The sequence below is a fragment of the Butyrivibrio sp. WCE2006 genome (assembly GCF_000701985.1).
In the GTDB taxonomy this organism is placed as follows: domain Bacteria; phylum Bacillota; class Clostridia; order Lachnospirales; family Lachnospiraceae; genus Butyrivibrio.
The window spans coordinates 1-15,114 of record NZ_JNKH01000033.1; the positions used below are offsets into that span (position 1 = coordinate 1).

Annotated in this window: 17 protein-coding genes; 15 read left to right on the top strand and 2 right to left on the bottom strand. The window is 40.5% G+C overall.

Annotated features, from left to right (window positions below; translation table 11 throughout):
- Positions 1–131 precede the first annotated feature (131 nt).
- The 9 genes from T501_RS15100 (at position 132) to T501_RS20930 (ending at position 8,389) form a co-directional block, all read left to right on the top strand.
- Positions 132–617 carry a hypothetical protein gene (locus tag T501_RS15100; RefSeq protein ID WP_044915759.1) on the top strand — a complete coding sequence of 162 codons (486 nt, stop codon included), beginning with the start codon at positions 132–134 and terminating at the stop codon, positions 615–617.
- Between the two features lie 54 nt (positions 618–671).
- The gene (locus T501_RS15105; protein ID WP_044915762.1) at positions 672–1,436 is read left to right on the top strand and encodes a carboxylesterase family protein; all 765 of its coding nucleotides are present in this window, start codon (positions 672–674) and stop codon (positions 1,434–1,436) included.
- Positions 1,437–1,500: 64 nt separating this feature from the next.
- Positions 1,501–2,484, top strand: a complete 984-nt coding sequence (locus T501_RS15110) for a LacI family DNA-binding transcriptional regulator (protein ID WP_044915764.1) — start codon at positions 1,501–1,503, stop codon at positions 2,482–2,484.
- 199 nt (positions 2,485–2,683) lie between these two features.
- Positions 2,684–3,241: a hypothetical protein gene (locus T501_RS15115; RefSeq protein WP_044915766.1), complete on the top strand. Its 558-nt coding sequence runs from the start codon at positions 2,684–2,686 to the stop codon at positions 3,239–3,241.
- A 2-nt stretch (positions 3,242–3,243) separates the two neighbouring features.
- Complete coding sequence (locus T501_RS15120; RefSeq protein ID WP_044915769.1) at positions 3,244–4,317, top strand: glycoside hydrolase family 53 protein; 1,074 nt, start codon at positions 3,244–3,246, stop codon at positions 4,315–4,317.
- A 20-nt stretch (positions 4,318–4,337) separates the two neighbouring features.
- Positions 4,338–5,540 carry a sugar ABC transporter substrate-binding protein gene (locus tag T501_RS15125; RefSeq protein ID WP_044915770.1) on the top strand — a complete coding sequence of 401 codons (1,203 nt, stop codon included), beginning with the start codon at positions 4,338–4,340 and terminating at the stop codon, positions 5,538–5,540.
- 4 nt (positions 5,541–5,544) lie between these two features.
- The gene (locus T501_RS15130; RefSeq protein ID WP_044915774.1) at positions 5,545–6,456 is read left to right on the top strand and encodes a carbohydrate ABC transporter permease; all 912 of its coding nucleotides are present in this window, start codon (positions 5,545–5,547) and stop codon (positions 6,454–6,456) included.
- Positions 6,456–7,295 carry a sugar ABC transporter permease gene (locus tag T501_RS15135; RefSeq protein WP_044915777.1) on the top strand — a complete coding sequence of 280 codons (840 nt, stop codon included), beginning with the start codon at positions 6,456–6,458 and terminating at the stop codon, positions 7,293–7,295. The genes T501_RS15130 and T501_RS15135 overlap by 1 nt, the downstream gene beginning before the upstream one ends.
- Positions 7,296–7,405: 110 nt before the next feature.
- Positions 7,406–8,389 carry an ATP-binding protein gene (locus tag T501_RS20930; protein WP_442856377.1) on the top strand — a complete coding sequence of 328 codons (984 nt, stop codon included), beginning with the start codon at positions 7,406–7,408 and terminating at the stop codon, positions 8,387–8,389.
- A 163-nt stretch (positions 8,390–8,552) separates the two neighbouring features.
- Here T501_RS20930 and T501_RS15145 read toward each other — a convergent pair whose 3' ends face one another.
- Positions 8,553–10,034 (bottom strand): PucR family transcriptional regulator, encoded by a 1,482-nt coding sequence (locus tag T501_RS15145; RefSeq protein WP_044915781.1) that lies wholly within the window; start codon positions 10,032–10,034, stop codon positions 8,553–8,555.
- Positions 10,035–10,229: 195 nt separating this feature from the next.
- On the opposite strand from T501_RS15145, the gene T501_RS15150 reads away from it, so the two are divergent.
- Positions 10,230–12,164: an oxidoreductase gene (locus T501_RS15150; protein ID WP_044915783.1), complete on the top strand. Its 1,935-nt coding sequence runs from the start codon at positions 10,230–10,232 to the stop codon at positions 12,162–12,164.
- Between the two features lie 15 nt (positions 12,165–12,179).
- Positions 12,180–13,040, top strand: a complete 861-nt coding sequence (locus T501_RS15155; protein WP_026512190.1) for an SDR family NAD(P)-dependent oxidoreductase — start codon at positions 12,180–12,182, stop codon at positions 13,038–13,040.
- A 258-nt stretch (positions 13,041–13,298) separates the two neighbouring features.
- Here T501_RS15155 and T501_RS15160 read toward each other — a convergent pair whose 3' ends face one another.
- Entirely contained in the window at positions 13,299–13,577 is a 279-nt protein-coding gene (locus T501_RS15160) for an HU family DNA-binding protein (protein ID WP_026512189.1), read from the bottom strand.
- Between the two features lie 204 nt (positions 13,578–13,781).
- On the opposite strand from T501_RS15160, the gene T501_RS15165 reads away from it, so the two are divergent.
- The 4 genes from T501_RS15165 to T501_RS15180 are packed head-to-tail and all read left to right on the top strand — an operon-like array spanning position 13,782 to position 15,072.
- A complete protein-coding gene (locus T501_RS15165; protein WP_044915785.1) occupies positions 13,782–14,099 on the top strand; it encodes a hypothetical protein in 318 nt (105 codons plus the stop codon).
- Positions 14,099–14,491, top strand: a complete 393-nt coding sequence (locus T501_RS15170; RefSeq protein ID WP_044915789.1) for a hypothetical protein — start codon at positions 14,099–14,101, stop codon at positions 14,489–14,491. The genes T501_RS15165 and T501_RS15170 overlap by 1 nt, the downstream gene beginning before the upstream one ends.
- A gap of 3 nt (positions 14,492–14,494) precedes the next feature.
- Positions 14,495–14,677, top strand: a complete 183-nt coding sequence (locus tag T501_RS15175) for a hypothetical protein (RefSeq protein ID WP_044915791.1) — start codon at positions 14,495–14,497, stop codon at positions 14,675–14,677.
- Between the two features lie 32 nt (positions 14,678–14,709).
- Positions 14,710–15,072: an SWIM zinc finger family protein gene (locus T501_RS15180; protein WP_081843195.1), complete on the top strand. Its 363-nt coding sequence runs from the start codon at positions 14,710–14,712 to the stop codon at positions 15,070–15,072.
- Positions 15,073–15,114: the final 42 nt, after the last annotated feature.

Here is a 15,114-nt window from a genome sequence, read left to right on the forward strand (position 1 = left end):
AAACCGGGCGATACAGCAAAGTAAAGCGCTGAGGGTCAGCGATTCATCCCCCACCGACTATGTCGGAAGGAGTTTTCTCGCTGATACATCATAATGGGTAATACTATATCTTGATTGGTGGGCAAGAGTTTATGAAAAAAATTATAAGAGGGATAGGAATTGCACTGATTGCAGCAGTTAGTCTTTCAGTAATATGTGTGTTTTTAAGGATTTTATGGTACTTTCCATCTCATTACGGACATGTAGATTTGTCTCAGAGTTACCGAAAAATAGATGGATATGAAGATATATTTTTTGTATCCAATGATAAAATTTACAAACGTACTTTTGGGGGACTAAAAAGGGTTGATGGAGATACATTGAACCTGAAAGAAGAAAATGTACCAGATGAAGGATATGAAAAACTAAGGGCTATAGTGGGAGATGAGTACTATATCGAGCAGTATGTTTTTTCTCCGGATGAAACAAAAATCTTATATGAGGAAGTGCATCCCTGGGGAGCAGGCGCACCTACTGATGATGAGGATATTTATTATAAGGTTGTTGATCTCTCAGATGGAAGCATAGTTACCTTGTTTAAAGGTCCACAGCAGTATTTTGATATCTATTGGAAATAGCAGCGACCTTCGGATTGAACATTGGTAACAGGTACAAGAAAGGTGAGTGAGACCATGAGTTTACCAACAGATTGGGATAAACCATCTCCTGAAAACAGCATATTATGCGAAAGGTTCCAGTATGGTGTATTTGATTATTCTGGCACATTGCCATACCGATTCTTTGTGCCCGAAACCTTGGAAAAGGTGCCTCTTGTAGTATTTCTTCATGGGGCTGATGCCTATGGTGATGACAACGAGCTTCAGCTTTCCATGCATGATATAGGGACGGTATTTGCCGCGGATTCCTGGCAGAAGAAACATCCCTGTTATGTGCTGGCTCCACAGTGCAGAAAGGGAAGGCACTGGTCGGGACTTCTTGAAGGAAATCGTATATGCGTCCTGGTGAAAAGATTCATGGAACAGTATGCCAACATAGACCCTGAAAGGATCTACATTTATGGCTACAGCGCGGGAGGCGTTGGATGTCTTGAGATATTAAAGTACCATTCTGAAATGTTTGCCGGTGCTGTTTCCATATGTGGGGCTACGGGATTTAGAGACTTAAGCAATCTTCTGAAAACACCCATATGGCTTATCCATGCAGCTGACGACAATATTGTAAAAGCATCATACAGAGAAAATAGCGTAGTAAGTACTCATCTGGGTTCACGGGATATTTACGCAGAGCTAAAAGACAAACATCCGGATCTCCATTATACAGAATATGAAGCTGGTGATCTTAAGGAAAAGTACGGTATAAATCCTCACTGCAGCTGGGTTCTTGCAGGACGAGATGGCCAGGTGAAAGAGTGGCTGTTTTCAAATGAAAGATGTTGATATAATTACCAAAATGTAGTAAATTATTTATTGGATTAGATAAATATTTTACGGAGGAGTCTTCATGGCTACAATTAAGGAGATTGCCGAAATGGTCGGCGTATCCAGCGCAGCAGTATCCAGGGTTCTTAATTATGACGAAGGTATTTCTGTAAGCCCTGAAACTAAAGAAGCGATATTTGCCGCAGCAGAGAAGGTAGGCTATAAGAAAAAGGTTATTTATCCAAAAATAGAAAACGTGGTTCTTCTCTACTGGTGTGAAAAAATAGATGAACTTGAAGATATCTACTATCAGAATTTCAAAAAGGAATTGATAAAGCAGGCGGCCAGGGTCAATATAGACATGACGATAGTAACAAGGGAAGATGGAATGTCGGCTATTCCGAAAGGAACAATTGCTTTTATTGCTATCGGATGGATGAACCGTAAGGAAATAAATGCACTCTATAAAATATGCAAAAAGGGTGTATTTATCGGAACCTCGCCGGATGAAAAACTCTTTGATGCAGTAAGACCAAACCTTGATTCATTTGTTACTCAGATGGTCGATTACTTTATGGACAATGGCATTACGGATGTTGGATTCGTTGGAGGGACAGACAGAAATATCGATACCGGGGAACCCTCAATGGATGTACGAGAGTGGTCGTTTAGACAGAGTATGCTTTACTATGGGCATCTTAATGAAAAGCATATACATATCACGGATTCATTTACTGTAGATGCAGGCTATAAGACAGGCCTTGAGATGGTTAAAAAAGGCGACCTGCCTAAGGCAATCTGTGTAGCGTGCGATACATTGTCTGTCGGATTATTGCAGGCATTTAATGAAAAAGGTATAAGTGTGCCTGAAAACGTGAAAGTATTTAGCATAAATGATATAAATGTGGCAAGATACGTTTCTCCGCCGCTTACGACATTCCATGTTGATCATGAAGCAATCTGTGAAGCAGCATTGGATCTGCTCCGTAGTAAAGTGCTTGGAGGAAGTAAAATTACTAAAACCGTGTTTGTTAACGGGCTTCCGGTAATGAGAAAAAGTACCTGAAAATATAGAATACATAATTGCTTAAAGCTGTCCTATGGGGCAGCTTTTTGTGATTAATAAACAAAAATATACTTGAGCGTTTTAGCATTCCTACAAAACTTATTTACCTGGATTGAATTCTAAAAAGGGGAGTATTATAATTCAAAACAAGTAAAACATTTACTAGTAAATAAATAAAATATTTATCGGAGGATGACATATGAAAAGAAGGATGATCGCTTTAATGCTCACAACAATGGTTTTTGCATTACAGACAGGTTGCGGAAGCGCAAGTAAAGCAAGCGCAGCTAAGCCGGATGATAAAGGAAATTTTATTGTAAACGGAAGTTTTGAAAATCCTGAATTTGATCCCTGGGTAGTTACAAATGTTGATAACGTGACAGAAGAACTTGATGTCTATGATAGGGATACGGATGCTTTTGAAGGTGTTCAGTCACTTCATTTCTATTCTGGTTCTTCTGATGTTAACTTTACGGCAGAGCAGACCATAACAGGTCTTGAAAGTGGAAAGTACAAATTCACAGGACATATCCAGGGTGATAATGCCGGTGATACAGATGGAACAGCCTGCTTCTACGTAGAAGTGGGTGGTGAGAGAACAGAGATACCAGTTTCACTTAATGGATATGTTGCATGGGATACACAGGAATTATCAGGAATAGAAGTTGATGGTCAGGATGTAAAAGTAGGCGTGAAGATTTCTCTTGCACCAGGTGCATGGGGAACCATCGATGACCTGACACTTGTGAAGGAGTAAAGATGCAGTTTATTAAGGGGATGGATGTTTCCATGATAAAGGAGCTTGAAAATCATGGGGCAAGTTATTACTTAAAAGGGAATAAAGAAGATATATTCAGCATATTAAAAGAATGCTCAGTAAATATGATAAGGTTAAGACTTTGGAGAGATCCGTACAGCAGCGATGGCGAGAGCTATGGCGGAGGAACCAATGATCTTGAAACTACACTTGAACTTGCCAGACGTGCTAAAGAAAATGGCATGCAGGTACTTTTGGATATACATTACAGTGATTTCTGGGCAGATCCTGCAAAGCAGGTCAAACCCAAGGCATGGTCGAAGATAAGCGGAGCAGAGCTTGAAGGAACAGTGTATGGTTATACGGCACTGGTTCTTAAGGAGTTTAAGAAGAACGATCTTATACCGGAGATGATACAGATCGGGAATGAGATAACAAAAGGACTTCTGTGGCCGGATGGACATATAGACAGGGTTTCCAATATGGCAAGACTTCTTAAAGCAGGAATAAAAGCTGCAAGGCATGTCTGTCCTGAGAGCAAGATAGTATTACACCTCGATTTTGGGACAAATAATGAGCTCTACAGGGACTGGTTTAAGGCACTGGAACCTTATAATATAGACTATGATGTTATAGGAATGTCATATTACCCACACTGGAATGGAAGCATCAAAGAACTTGTTGATAATATGAATGACATAAGCAAAAGATATGATAAGGATGTAATCGTAGCAGAGACATCAATAGGCTATACTCTTGATGATCTTGGATGCAAAGGTATTGTTTACGGAGAGAACGAAGAGAAGGCTACAGGATATCCCGCATCACAAGAGGGGCAGGCAAAGTTCCTCAAAGATCTCTATGAAGCAGTAAGAGGAGTTAGTGACAATCATGGAATAGGAGTTTTTTACTGGGAACCGGAATGGCTTCCTATCCCTGATTGTACGTGGGGAAGTCCTAAAGGCTGTGATTACATGCATGATCCCGTGGAAGCAGGGAATGCAATGGCTAATCAGGCATTGTTTGATAAAAACGGTAATGCTAATGAGGCACTGCTGGCACTTGCCGGTATGTGATATAAACGGAGGGTTACAGAATGAAAAAAAGGATTATTGCCACAATTTTATCGATGGCATTGTTAACAGCAGCATGTCTGGCTGGATGTGGAGCTAAAGCAAAATCAAATAAGATTGTTGTATGGACAAATATGGAAGTGGAACAGCCGACTATTCAGAAACTGGCAGATGCATGGGGAGTAGAGAGTGGCTATGAAGTTGAGGTGATCCATCAGTCCCCTTCAGTACAGCAGTTTGCACAGGCTGTAAAGAGCGTTGATGGACCGGATGCAGTTATCGGCATCCCTAACGACCAGCTGGCTGATTATGTAAATGCAAACCTTGCAGCAAAAGTTCCTGATGATCTCTATACGGATAGTGATTATTCAGATGCTGCGATCCAGGCATGCTATGTTGATGGTGCAAGATATGCAGCCCCGCTGTCTGTTGAGACAATATCCCTGTTTTATAACAAGGATAAGGTAAGTGAAGTTCCCGCAACATGGGAAGAACTCATAGACAATGCAAAAAGTCATGGTGGTGTACAGTTTGATGCGACAAGTATCTATTATGACCTCGGATTTGTAAGAGCAAGCGGAGGATATATCTTCAATTACTTAAATGGTTCTTATGATGTCTCCGATATCGGTCTTGGAAATGAAGGAGCGATAGATGCATACAGCTTTATAAATAAGCTTTGCAATGATTATGGCCTTGTGTCTGCTGATGTTACAGCTGATATTGCAAGAAGCAATTTCCAGAATGGACAGACTGCATTTTATATTGGTGGCCCCTGGGATATAGATGGCTTTGAATCCGCGGGAACAAACTTTGCGATAGCAAAGATGCCTACTTATAACGGGCAGGAGTTTGTAACACCTGTAGGAACACAGGTGAGTTTTGTAAGTAATCAGAGTTCAAAGCAGGACAAAGCGTGGGAACTTATCACATATATCATGGAAAATGGAGCATTGGAACTCTATGAATCCGGAGATAGAATCCCTGCACGACTTGCTGATCAGGAAATCAGCCAGATCAAGGATAATGAATTCACCAAGGCATTTATTGAACAGATAAACGTAGGTGAACCCATGCCTACCGTATCTGAAATGGGACAGCTCTGGGGAATTTACACGAACAATATCAGATCCATGTGGTCAGGTGAACTTACTTCTGAAGAAACAGGAGCAAATATCGTAACCCAGCTTAAAGAAGCTGTTGAACTAATGAATTCAGGGAAGTAACAGAATGAGAAAAAAGAATAATGCAAGGGCATATCCGTATCTGGCACCGGCACTTATCTCGATATTTGTAGTGACACTGATTCCTATAATATACACGGTTGTTCTTTCATTTACTAATTACAACATGTATCACCTTTCGGATTTTTCATTTGTTGGGGTTGAGAACTATGTTACTGTTCTTTCCGGCAGTATAAGGAATGTATTTTTTCCCGTTCTTGCCTGGACTGTATGCTTTGCAGTCATAAGTACCTTTGGTGCTTATTTTGCAGGACTGATACTGGCAATACTTTTGAACAATCCAAACATGAAGGAATCTAAAATTTACAGGGCAGTGCTCATCGTTCCATGGGCACTTCCCTCAACAATAGCTATTCTTGCTTGGCAGGGACTTTTAAACGAGCAGTATGGTGGAATCAATAATCTTCTGCATATGTTGGGAATAAACTTTAATATCCCATGGATGACAGACGCATTCTGGGCAAGGGTTGCAATAATAATCGTAAATGTATGGCTCGGATTTCCTTACATGATGAATGTCTGTCTTGGAGGGCTTCAGTCGATATCAAATGACTATTATGAAGCAGCCAGAATTGACGGGGCATCAAAATGGCAGTGTTTTAAGAGTATCACTTTCCCAATGGTATTCCATTTGTCAGTACCGCTCGTGATATCTTCATTTGCTGCAAACTTCAATAACTTTGGAAATATCTACATGATAACCCAGGGTGGTCCAGCCAGAGTTGATAACCAGTTTGCGGGTTATACGGATATCCTTGCAAGTACAACATATAAGATGACAACGTGGTCAAACAGGTATGAATTATCAGCTACATTCAGTGTTCTTATATTCCTTATCGTTGGAACATTTACACTTGCAAATATGCACTTTTCAGGACAGTTTAAGGAGGTGGACTGATGAATAAAGTATTATCTGCCTCAGAAAAACGAACATTGTGGATCAGCAGGATCGTCATATGGATTACCATAGTTGCGGTGCTGTTCCCTGCACTTTGGATAGTGATGTCCTCATTCTCAGCAGGAGACAGCTTCTTTCTATCATCACTGTTTCCTGAAAAATTCAGTATAGAGCATTACCGAGAATTATTTACAAATACTGATTTTGTGCTGTGGGTGTGGAATTCATTGAAGCTGTGCTTGATAGTTGCAGTGATACAGCTTGTCCTGACATCCCTTTCTGCATATGCATTTGCCAGAATGAGATTTACAGGAAGAAAATACGGGCTGATGTCACTTCTAATCCTGCAGGTATTCCCAAACAGCATGGCAGTCTCTGGATACTACATACTGATCTATAACTTTGGACTTGTAGACAGCAGCCTCGCCTTGATATTTGTACTGGCAGGGGGAAGCGCATTTAACATATGGCTGTTAAAATCCTACATAGATGGTATACCGATTGAACTTGATGAAGCGGCAATGGTTGACGGAGCAGGACAGTTTAAAGTGTTCTATGCCATTATTCTTCCGCTTGCAATGCCACAGCTTGTTGTTATATTCCTGTTCTCATTTATAGCAACATACAGTGAATATGTTATAACTTCTGTATTTTTGCAGACACCTGGAAAGATGACCCTTGCTCTTGGATTACAGTCATTTATCACTAACCAGTTTGCAGCACACTGGACACTATTCTCAGCAGCTGCAGTAATATCATCATTACCAATTATGATTGTCTTTATGGCACTTCAGAAGTTCATTCAAAACGGGCTAGTTGCAGGTGGTGTTAAAGGCTAATTGAGTAATTATGTACAGAAATAAAGTTATATTCTAAGGAGAAAGGATTTGATACAAAATGGCTTGATAAGAATCTGATGCTGATACTTTGCGGATCGGCGCTTAGCTTTATGGAGAAAAAGGTCCTTAGTGAAAAGAGTCCTGTTTTTGGAAGGAGAGACGCTCAGATTAAGCTTGAAGCATTTAATTACAGAGATTCAGCGCTATTTGTTCCGGATTACTCACCGGAAGATAAGGCTATATGCTACGGCGTAACAGGAGGAGTTGCAAAGTATCTGTCCCTGTTTGATCCTAAAAAGAGCCTTGATGATAATATCAAGCGTCTATTCTTTAATACTGATGGATATCTTTTTGAAGAAACAAAGAACCTTCTTACCCAGGAATTTGCTGATGTAACACTTGTAAATAACGTAATAGAGCAGGTAGCATCAGGAGAAAATGCCCTTAATATCATTGCATCCAAAGTAAAGGAAAAGGACCCGACAGTTCTCTATTCCCTTGAAAAGCTGATAGATGTAGGCCTTGTTGAAAAGAAAAAATGTATTACTGAGGAAAAGAACAGGAAAAAGACTCAGTATGTACTAAAGGATCATATGTTTAAGTTCTGGTATGAGTTTATTCCCAAGGCCATTAGCGTAATAGAGATGGGGCAGGGAGAACTCTACTATGAAAAGGCTGTAAAGCCAAAACTTCATGAATTCATGGGAAGTGTATTTGAAGAAATGTGTAGATACTATACTTTAGAGCAGGGAATCCAGGGAGCATTTGGATCATTCCTAACAGAGACCGGAACCTGGTGGGGCGTAGAGCAGCTTCAGGATGCGGAAGATAAGTGGTATCAGCAGGCAACAGATATAGATGTTGTTGGCATTTCCACAATAGACAAGACAGCAGTTATCGGTGAATGCAAGTTTAAGAATGAAAAGATCGATAAAGGAATATATGAAACCTTGATCGGAAGAGCAAGGCTCATTTCCGGTAAATATAATATAACAAAATATTTGCTGTTTTCACTTAGCGGATTTACAGACTGGTTTAATGATATAGATAAGACAAATCTCGTTCTTATCACAGTTGATGATATGTATAAGTAACATTTGCACCTGCCATTTTTTAGGAGGGATAAGTCATGACATTTGAAGAATTCAAAGCGCTTTATGGTCCTCAAGAACATCAGAAGGAAAAGAGAAAACAAATAAGTTCATCCCACAGTCTGGACGAAAAGACTGTGGGACTTTTATATCATAAAAGTTACTATCATAATAAGTGTAGAATCCCATTGATCTGATATGAGCATTGAAGCCTGAACACAGTTGCTGCGTCGTTTAGATCAATGTCTGTAATTTCTGTAATCTTGGTCATCCTGTAATTCATGGTGTTTCTATGTAGGAATAGTGCATCTGCAGTATCCTTTATGGAGCAGGACAGGCTCAGAAAGACCTTTAAGGTTTCAACAAGATCTGAGTCGTGCTCAAGGTCATAACGGTGAAGCTTATATAGAGCGGGATGTATATAGGACTGCAAAAGGCTTATATCCGATACATGGTTAAGAAGATGGTAAAATCTGTAGTCTTCATATCTGTGTACTTTAGACGGATTTCCAATTTGTTTCCCTATACGATATGCCTCCTGAGCATATTGGAAACTCTGAGGGAAAAGAGAAGCCGAATTAAACTCCGGGCTTATTCCTACATCCGATACATTTTTTAGAAGTTCATCGTTATTTTCTATGTCACCTATTATGCCGATATATGAAGAGATAACAACAACAAGTTCTCTGAAGATGAATATTGTGTTCCCGGGTATCATGGAGTCAAGAGTTCTTTTGATAAAAAAGAGCTCATGTCTTGAGTGATGGATTGGCTTTAATACCACACAAAACGTATGCTCAGGTAGTTTGGGCAGCATTTTCTCAGTACTCTTTAAATCTTCCTCACTTCCATCAAGAAGCTTAATATACATATCCGTATCGTCCTTTGCCAGATCCGGATATGTATTATGTATATTGATAAAAGCTGACAAAAATTCACTTATCTTTGGCAGATATGTCTTGTGAAATGATGTAAGACCACGGTTGTTATCGAGCAAAACAAGATATGCTACCGGCCTGTTTTCTATGAAAAGCTGTGAAGCCAGTTTCTCTTCTGTAGAGCTGGCGCATGTGACCTGAAAGCAGGCAGAAGTCTTGGGAAGACTCTGGGCAGGCATAAGCTCGTTCATCGCATTAATAAACTCAAAAGTGCAGGATCCTTTCTCTATATATCGCTGCCACAAAGGGTCAGTGATGGATACGGAAGTGGAGTGCGCAAGAACTTTAAATCCTAAGTCTGCAAGAACAATGGATCTGTCCAGGAAAAGGGCAGATTTGTTTATGAGCTCAGTTATGGAGATATTTTCCTTGGACAGCTCTTTCAGATGCCTGAATCTGCTCTCGTGGTCAGTGGCTCTGAAAAATGCAGAAGTAAGAGCGTTCATACAGTTCATCATCTCTTTATCTGTTGTATATATAAATGAGATATTTTCAGGAAGTCCTTTTGTTGTTGTGAGAATACAGGGGGATTTTTCAGTTTCTCTGATAGTATCAGTATCCACTTTTCCAATATAGAGGCACGAAGGATCATCTAATGGCATGCCATCAGATAAAAATGAAAAGTGCGTAAGTTCCGGATTTGAATTCCCTACGTTTATGCTGCAGTTGCAGCTTTTCTTCATTATTTCAGCTATTTCTTCAAAGTTCATAAAATCCATCTCCATTTGTGTTGTGCATCAAGCACAATATATGCTCATCTGTTTATGCAGGCAAAATCTAGACCATTATTTTATAGCCCAGTAAAATTATTGTATTCATGGATGTTCATGGATGCAACTCTAAATCGAAACATTGTTGTAGTCTATGCACAATAAGTAGCATTTATATGTTTAAAGGAGGTACTTATGGCTTACGAAAAATTGTTTAAAAGTGGGCGTATAGGGGGCGTGCGAATCAGGAACCGCACAGTAATGCCTGCGATGGGAGTTTCGCTGGCAGATCCAACAGGAGAAGCTAACGAGCACATTATCAGATACTACGAAGACCGTGCAAAAGGCGGTGTGGGTCTCATTATCACTGAAATCACAAGAGTAGATGAGGTAGAAGGTATTGGTACACCTAATCAGCTGGGAGCTACAGATTCCAGACATGTTCCTCATCTCGAGAGGCTTGCTGAACGTGTACACAAATATGGAACAAAAATCCTTGTTCAGCTTCAGCATCCAGGAAGGGAAAATAAATCATCCATGATAGGCGGCAGACAGATTGTTGCTCCTTCACCTGTTATGTGTAAGGTTACTAAGGAAATGCCAAGGGAGATGACAACAGAAGAGTGTTCAGCACTTGTAAAGAATTTTATCAAGGGTGCTGTCATCTGCCAGAAGGCCGGCATGGACGGAATCGAGCTTCACGCAGCTCATGGCTACCTTTTAAATGAATTCCTTTCTCCATATACAAATAAGAGAACGGACAGATATGGCGGATCTTTTGACAACAGAATAAGAATTCTTGAGGAGATAATCACAGGTATAAGATACATGTGTGGTCCCAGATTCCTTATTTCAGTGAGAATTTCAGCTGATGAATTTGTAGAAGGCGGATTAAAGCTTGAGGATACAATCAAGATTGCAAGAACACTTGAGAGCTTCGGCATCGACTGTATCAACGTTTCAAGCGGTATCTATGAATCTGCTACAACAATTATCGAGCCTTCTTCATATCCTCAGGGATGGAAGAAACATCTCGCATCCGCTATCAAGAAAAATGTAAAGATTCCGGTAATTGCAACAAATAACATCAAGGATCCTGAAGTTGCAGAAGCACTTCTTGAGGAGGGCGTTTGTGATTATATTGCTCTTGGCCGTGCTCATCTTGCTGATCCCGAATGGGCAAACAAGGCTAAGGAAGGCAGAGGCGATGAGATCAACAAGTGTATCGGATGTCTATACTGCTTCACTGCACTTTCAGACGGAGGACATATCAAATGTGCCGTTAACCCCAAGTGCGGAAGAGAAGTTGACTATAGCTGCGTAGAAAAGACTGGCAATGGCAGAAAGGTTGCTATCATAGGTGGAGGCCCTGCTGGAATGGTTTCAGCACTCACACTTAAGGAGAGAGGTTTTGAGCCTGTAATTTTTGAAAAGGCAGACTCTCTTGGCGGACAACTTAATATTGCAACAAAGCCTATCATGAAGGAAAAGCTTCAGGCTTATCTTGATTCTCTTGTTTGCAGAATCAAGAAAAACAACATCGAAGTCAGACTTAATACAGAAGGCACTGTAGATGCTGTAAAGGCACTTGATCCCACAGCTGTTTTTGTTGCGACAGGTGGAACACCTATCGTTCCAGGGCTTCCCGGAGTTGATGGAGCCAATGTTATCACTGCTGAAGAATATCTGATGGGCAAAAAGGAAGTAAAGGGTGACGTTGTAGTAATTGGCGGCGGTGTAACAGGTATGGAAACTGCTGAGACCATTGCAACAAGAGGCGGAAATAAAGTTACTCTTGTAGAGATGACAAAAGACATCGGAAGAGGTCTTTACCGCTCTGTGATCGCTGATTTCACCATCAGATTCGGAAAACTTGGTGTCAATGTCATGACAAGACAGCAGTTCATGTCTGCAGATGAAGAATCAGTTGTTGTAATGAATACAGTAACAAGACAGATGACAAAAATTCCTGCTGGTACAGTAGTTCTTGCACTTGGAGTACGCTCAAATGATGTATCAGCACAGTTTGAAGAGAACTTTGACAATGTAATAGTACTCGGCGATGCAAACTTCCCCGGAAGAATTGCGGAAGCTACAACAGATGCACTTGGCAGAGCATCAACACTGTAAAGGGGAGGTTTTCAGATGAAAGAATTCAAGAATAAAGTTGCACTGATAACCGGTGCAGCAAATGGTTTTGGTAAAGAATTTTTAAAAGAAGCATCAAGGAGAGGCATGCGCATCGCTGCTCTTGATATCGAAAAGGACGAAGTAGAAGCAGCTGCCAAGGAAGCAAAAGAGCTTGGAGCTGCAGAAATCTTCACTATCCAGGCAGATGTAACAAAGGTAGAAGACTGTGAGAGAGCGGTTGATGAAGTTATTGAAAAATTCGGCGCGATTGACCTTCTTATGAATAACGCAGGTGTTGTGGTTCCTGGTGATATCTGGGACACACCGGTTCGAGACTGGGAGTGGATCACACACGCTAACTTCCTTAGCCATGTTTACTTCATGCACAAGGTTATTCCGATCATGATGAAGCAGGGTACACACTGCAATATCGTGAACACATGCTCAGTAGCAGGACTTATCACTTCAAATGGAATGCCCGCTTATCACGCTACAAAGCATGCTGCAGTTGCACTTTCTGAAAGTGTTAGCTATGACCTTCAGGCAAAAGGCGCAGATATATCCGTTAGCATATATTGTCCGGGATTTGTTCAGACAGACCTTCACCATGCTGAAAGACACCGCCCTGAGCAGTACAAGGATGCATCTGATCCTTACTACACAAGCAAGGAATTCGCTATGGGTCAGAAAATAGCAGAGCAGGTTATTGTAACAGGTATGCCTATAGATTCTGTGGGAATGAGAGTATTTAATGCTATAGAAGAGGATCAGTTCTATATCCTTACTCACCCTATCTATACGACCCTTATCGGTAAACGTGTGACAGACATGCTTGCAGGAAAAGGACCAAACCTCATGGAACTTCGCGGAAAATAATCAAAGCAAAGGGCTGTCAAAATGATGGCCCTTTTTCTTTATATACCCAGGCAAAGAATATCCGCATTATTGATACCTTCATATGAAGAACTGCCTCGTGATCTTTTGCCCATAAGATTTAACCTCGCTGATTCTTCAACAAAATAGAGATTAACTTTCCAGATTTTAAAACAGGCTCTGTTCCAACAAAAAGATGGTACAGAGCCTGAAGTTTGTAATGAATTAAATATTTAACGCGGTTTTCAAAGAGTTGCCAGATTACTTCTTGTTTACAAGGTCCTTAAGAGCCTTACCAGCCTTGAATCTGGGAGCGATAGAAGCAGGAATCTTGATGGTAGCACCAGTCTGAGGGTTCTTACCAGTTCTAGCAGCTCTCTTTGTAGTCTCAAATGTACCAAAGCCAACAAGCTGAACCTTATCCTTTTTCTTGAGCTGTTTTGAAACTACATCAACGAAAGCCTTTAATGCCTTCTCTGTGTCCTTCTTGCTAAGACCAGTCTCTTTAGCCATAGCTTCAACGAGTTCTGTTTTGTTCATACTTTTTCACCTCCATAAGAATGTGTGTTGCGGGCTTATGCGCCCTGGTTGGTCACATTTTACGCCCTTCTTTGCATTTTGTGAATAAGTTTCCTTGATTTTATGTGGTTTAGTTCATCAATTGTTCATGGCTTCATTATTGTAAAACGCATACTACAACCTTAAAATTGTAAGTAATAATTCAGAAAAATGGAGACTTGAAATATGGTAGGATTGTCTGAAAAAGACTGGAAACTTTTTAGAAAGGACCTTCCTGAGTGGCAGGAAGCATATATGGGGAGGCTTGTTGAGGAATATAAGGAAATCCTGAACAGCGATAAGCTCCCATCTGATAAATACTGGGCACTTGAAGGGCGCATAAAGTCTGACAAGAGAAACCCCGGAGTTGTGATTACAGATATAAGCAGATCAAACTTTTATGATCACCTTGTCTCTCTCTTAAGATACAAGGTCATAACCATGGATGACCTTAAGGACTTCAGTGATGATACAAAAGATATAATAAAAAGGCTGATAGGATAATGAAAGATAACAGATACGCGAACATTATTGTATGCTATGGGGATGCTGACAGGGATATCCTGACAAAGCAGATAAAGATGTATAAGGAAAGATACCAGTCTAAGGTTGTACTGGTAATGGAATCTGAAGCTGACACCAAATGGCTAGATAAGCACAGTGAAATATTTGAAGAGACCATGAATAGGACAGAAGGGGTGAGCCTTCAGGATGATATTGTAAGTTATTGCAAAGCTCACCACTTATCTGAAAAAGAGACAATGCTTATAGCAGAATTTGGTGATACTGAACCTTTAACCGGGCTTGGATTTGAAGTTAAAAGCCCTGGTGCCATGGCAGAATCCTATAAAAAGGCGCTTGAGATGCTTGGAAATATGATAAAACCGAGGGTATAAATCATGTGGAAGATAAAACAGATTTTTGATGGTGATTACGGATGTGAAGAACTAAAGCAAGGGGAAGATCCCAAGCTCTCTGTAACGCTTATATCAGATGATGGAAAAGAAAAATATGTCCAGGCTACAGATAAATGGCTTACGGAAAAAGGGCTTGATGTTGGTTCTGTTTGGCCTGAAGAATAAAAATAAAGAGGTTTGGCATAAAAGGGGGAAGCATGGGACTTATCGAAATAGCCAGTGGGAATTCCGTATGGCTAGGCATGGATTACTATAACAGTAAGAAGGTAGAAGAAGTAGAAAAGACCAGTGTTACTACGATAGATGGCACAGTAAGGGGCGAAAATCTTTACAGGGTTCATGTTGATATATCACATCCAAGGAAATCCACCTGTACCTGTCCTTTTGCTGACGGAAGAAGAGTTGTCTGTAAGCACATGATAGCCCTATATTTCACAGCATATCCCAAAGCTGCAGAGGACTTTTTAAAGCAGGTAGAGGAATGGGAAAAGGAAGAAGAGGAGCTTGATGCCAAGGATTTTATCATAGACCGCCCCTGTGAAACAGAAGATGAAATGTAATAATACCAATTTATTAGAAAAATAATTCATAGCATCCGGAGG

What these genes read in the sequence shown, in the direction of transcription:
- T501_RS15100 (WP_044915759.1), top strand. Translation starts at nt 132, where the DNA reads ATGAAAAAAATTATAAGAGGGATAGGAATTGCACTGATTGCAGCAGTT.
- T501_RS15105 (WP_044915762.1), top strand. Translation starts at nt 672, where the DNA reads ATGAGTTTACCAACAGATTGGGATAAACCATCTCCTGAAAACAGCATA.
- T501_RS15110 (WP_044915764.1), top strand. Translation starts at nt 1,501, where the DNA reads ATGGCTACAATTAAGGAGATTGCCGAAATGGTCGGCGTATCCAGCGCA.
- T501_RS15115 (WP_044915766.1), top strand. Translation starts at nt 2,684, where the DNA reads ATGAAAAGAAGGATGATCGCTTTAATGCTCACAACAATGGTTTTTGCA.
- T501_RS15120 (WP_044915769.1), top strand. Translation starts at nt 3,244, where the DNA reads ATGCAGTTTATTAAGGGGATGGATGTTTCCATGATAAAGGAGCTTGAA.
- T501_RS15125 (WP_044915770.1), top strand. Translation starts at nt 4,338, where the DNA reads ATGAAAAAAAGGATTATTGCCACAATTTTATCGATGGCATTGTTAACA.
- T501_RS15130 (WP_044915774.1), top strand. Translation starts at nt 5,545, where the DNA reads ATGAGAAAAAAGAATAATGCAAGGGCATATCCGTATCTGGCACCGGCA.
- T501_RS15135 (WP_044915777.1), top strand. Translation starts at nt 6,456, where the DNA reads ATGAATAAAGTATTATCTGCCTCAGAAAAACGAACATTGTGGATCAGC.
- T501_RS20930 (WP_442856377.1), top strand. Translation starts at nt 7,406, where the DNA reads ATGGAGAAAAAGGTCCTTAGTGAAAAGAGTCCTGTTTTTGGAAGGAGA.
- T501_RS15145 (WP_044915781.1), bottom strand. Translation starts at nt 10,034, where the DNA reads ATGAACTTTGAAGAAATAGCTGAAATAATGAAGAAAAGCTGCAACTGC.
- T501_RS15150 (WP_044915783.1), top strand. Translation starts at nt 10,230, where the DNA reads ATGGCTTACGAAAAATTGTTTAAAAGTGGGCGTATAGGGGGCGTGCGA.
- T501_RS15155 (WP_026512190.1), top strand. Translation starts at nt 12,180, where the DNA reads ATGAAAGAATTCAAGAATAAAGTTGCACTGATAACCGGTGCAGCAAAT.
- T501_RS15160 (WP_026512189.1), bottom strand. Translation starts at nt 13,577, where the DNA reads ATGAACAAAACAGAACTCGTTGAAGCTATGGCTAAAGAGACTGGTCTT.
- T501_RS15165 (WP_044915785.1), top strand. Translation starts at nt 13,782, where the DNA reads ATGGTAGGATTGTCTGAAAAAGACTGGAAACTTTTTAGAAAGGACCTT.
- T501_RS15170 (WP_044915789.1), top strand. Translation starts at nt 14,099, where the DNA reads ATGAAAGATAACAGATACGCGAACATTATTGTATGCTATGGGGATGCT.
- T501_RS15175 (WP_044915791.1), top strand. Translation starts at nt 14,495, where the DNA reads ATGTGGAAGATAAAACAGATTTTTGATGGTGATTACGGATGTGAAGAA.
- T501_RS15180 (WP_081843195.1), top strand. Translation starts at nt 14,710, where the DNA reads ATGGGACTTATCGAAATAGCCAGTGGGAATTCCGTATGGCTAGGCATG.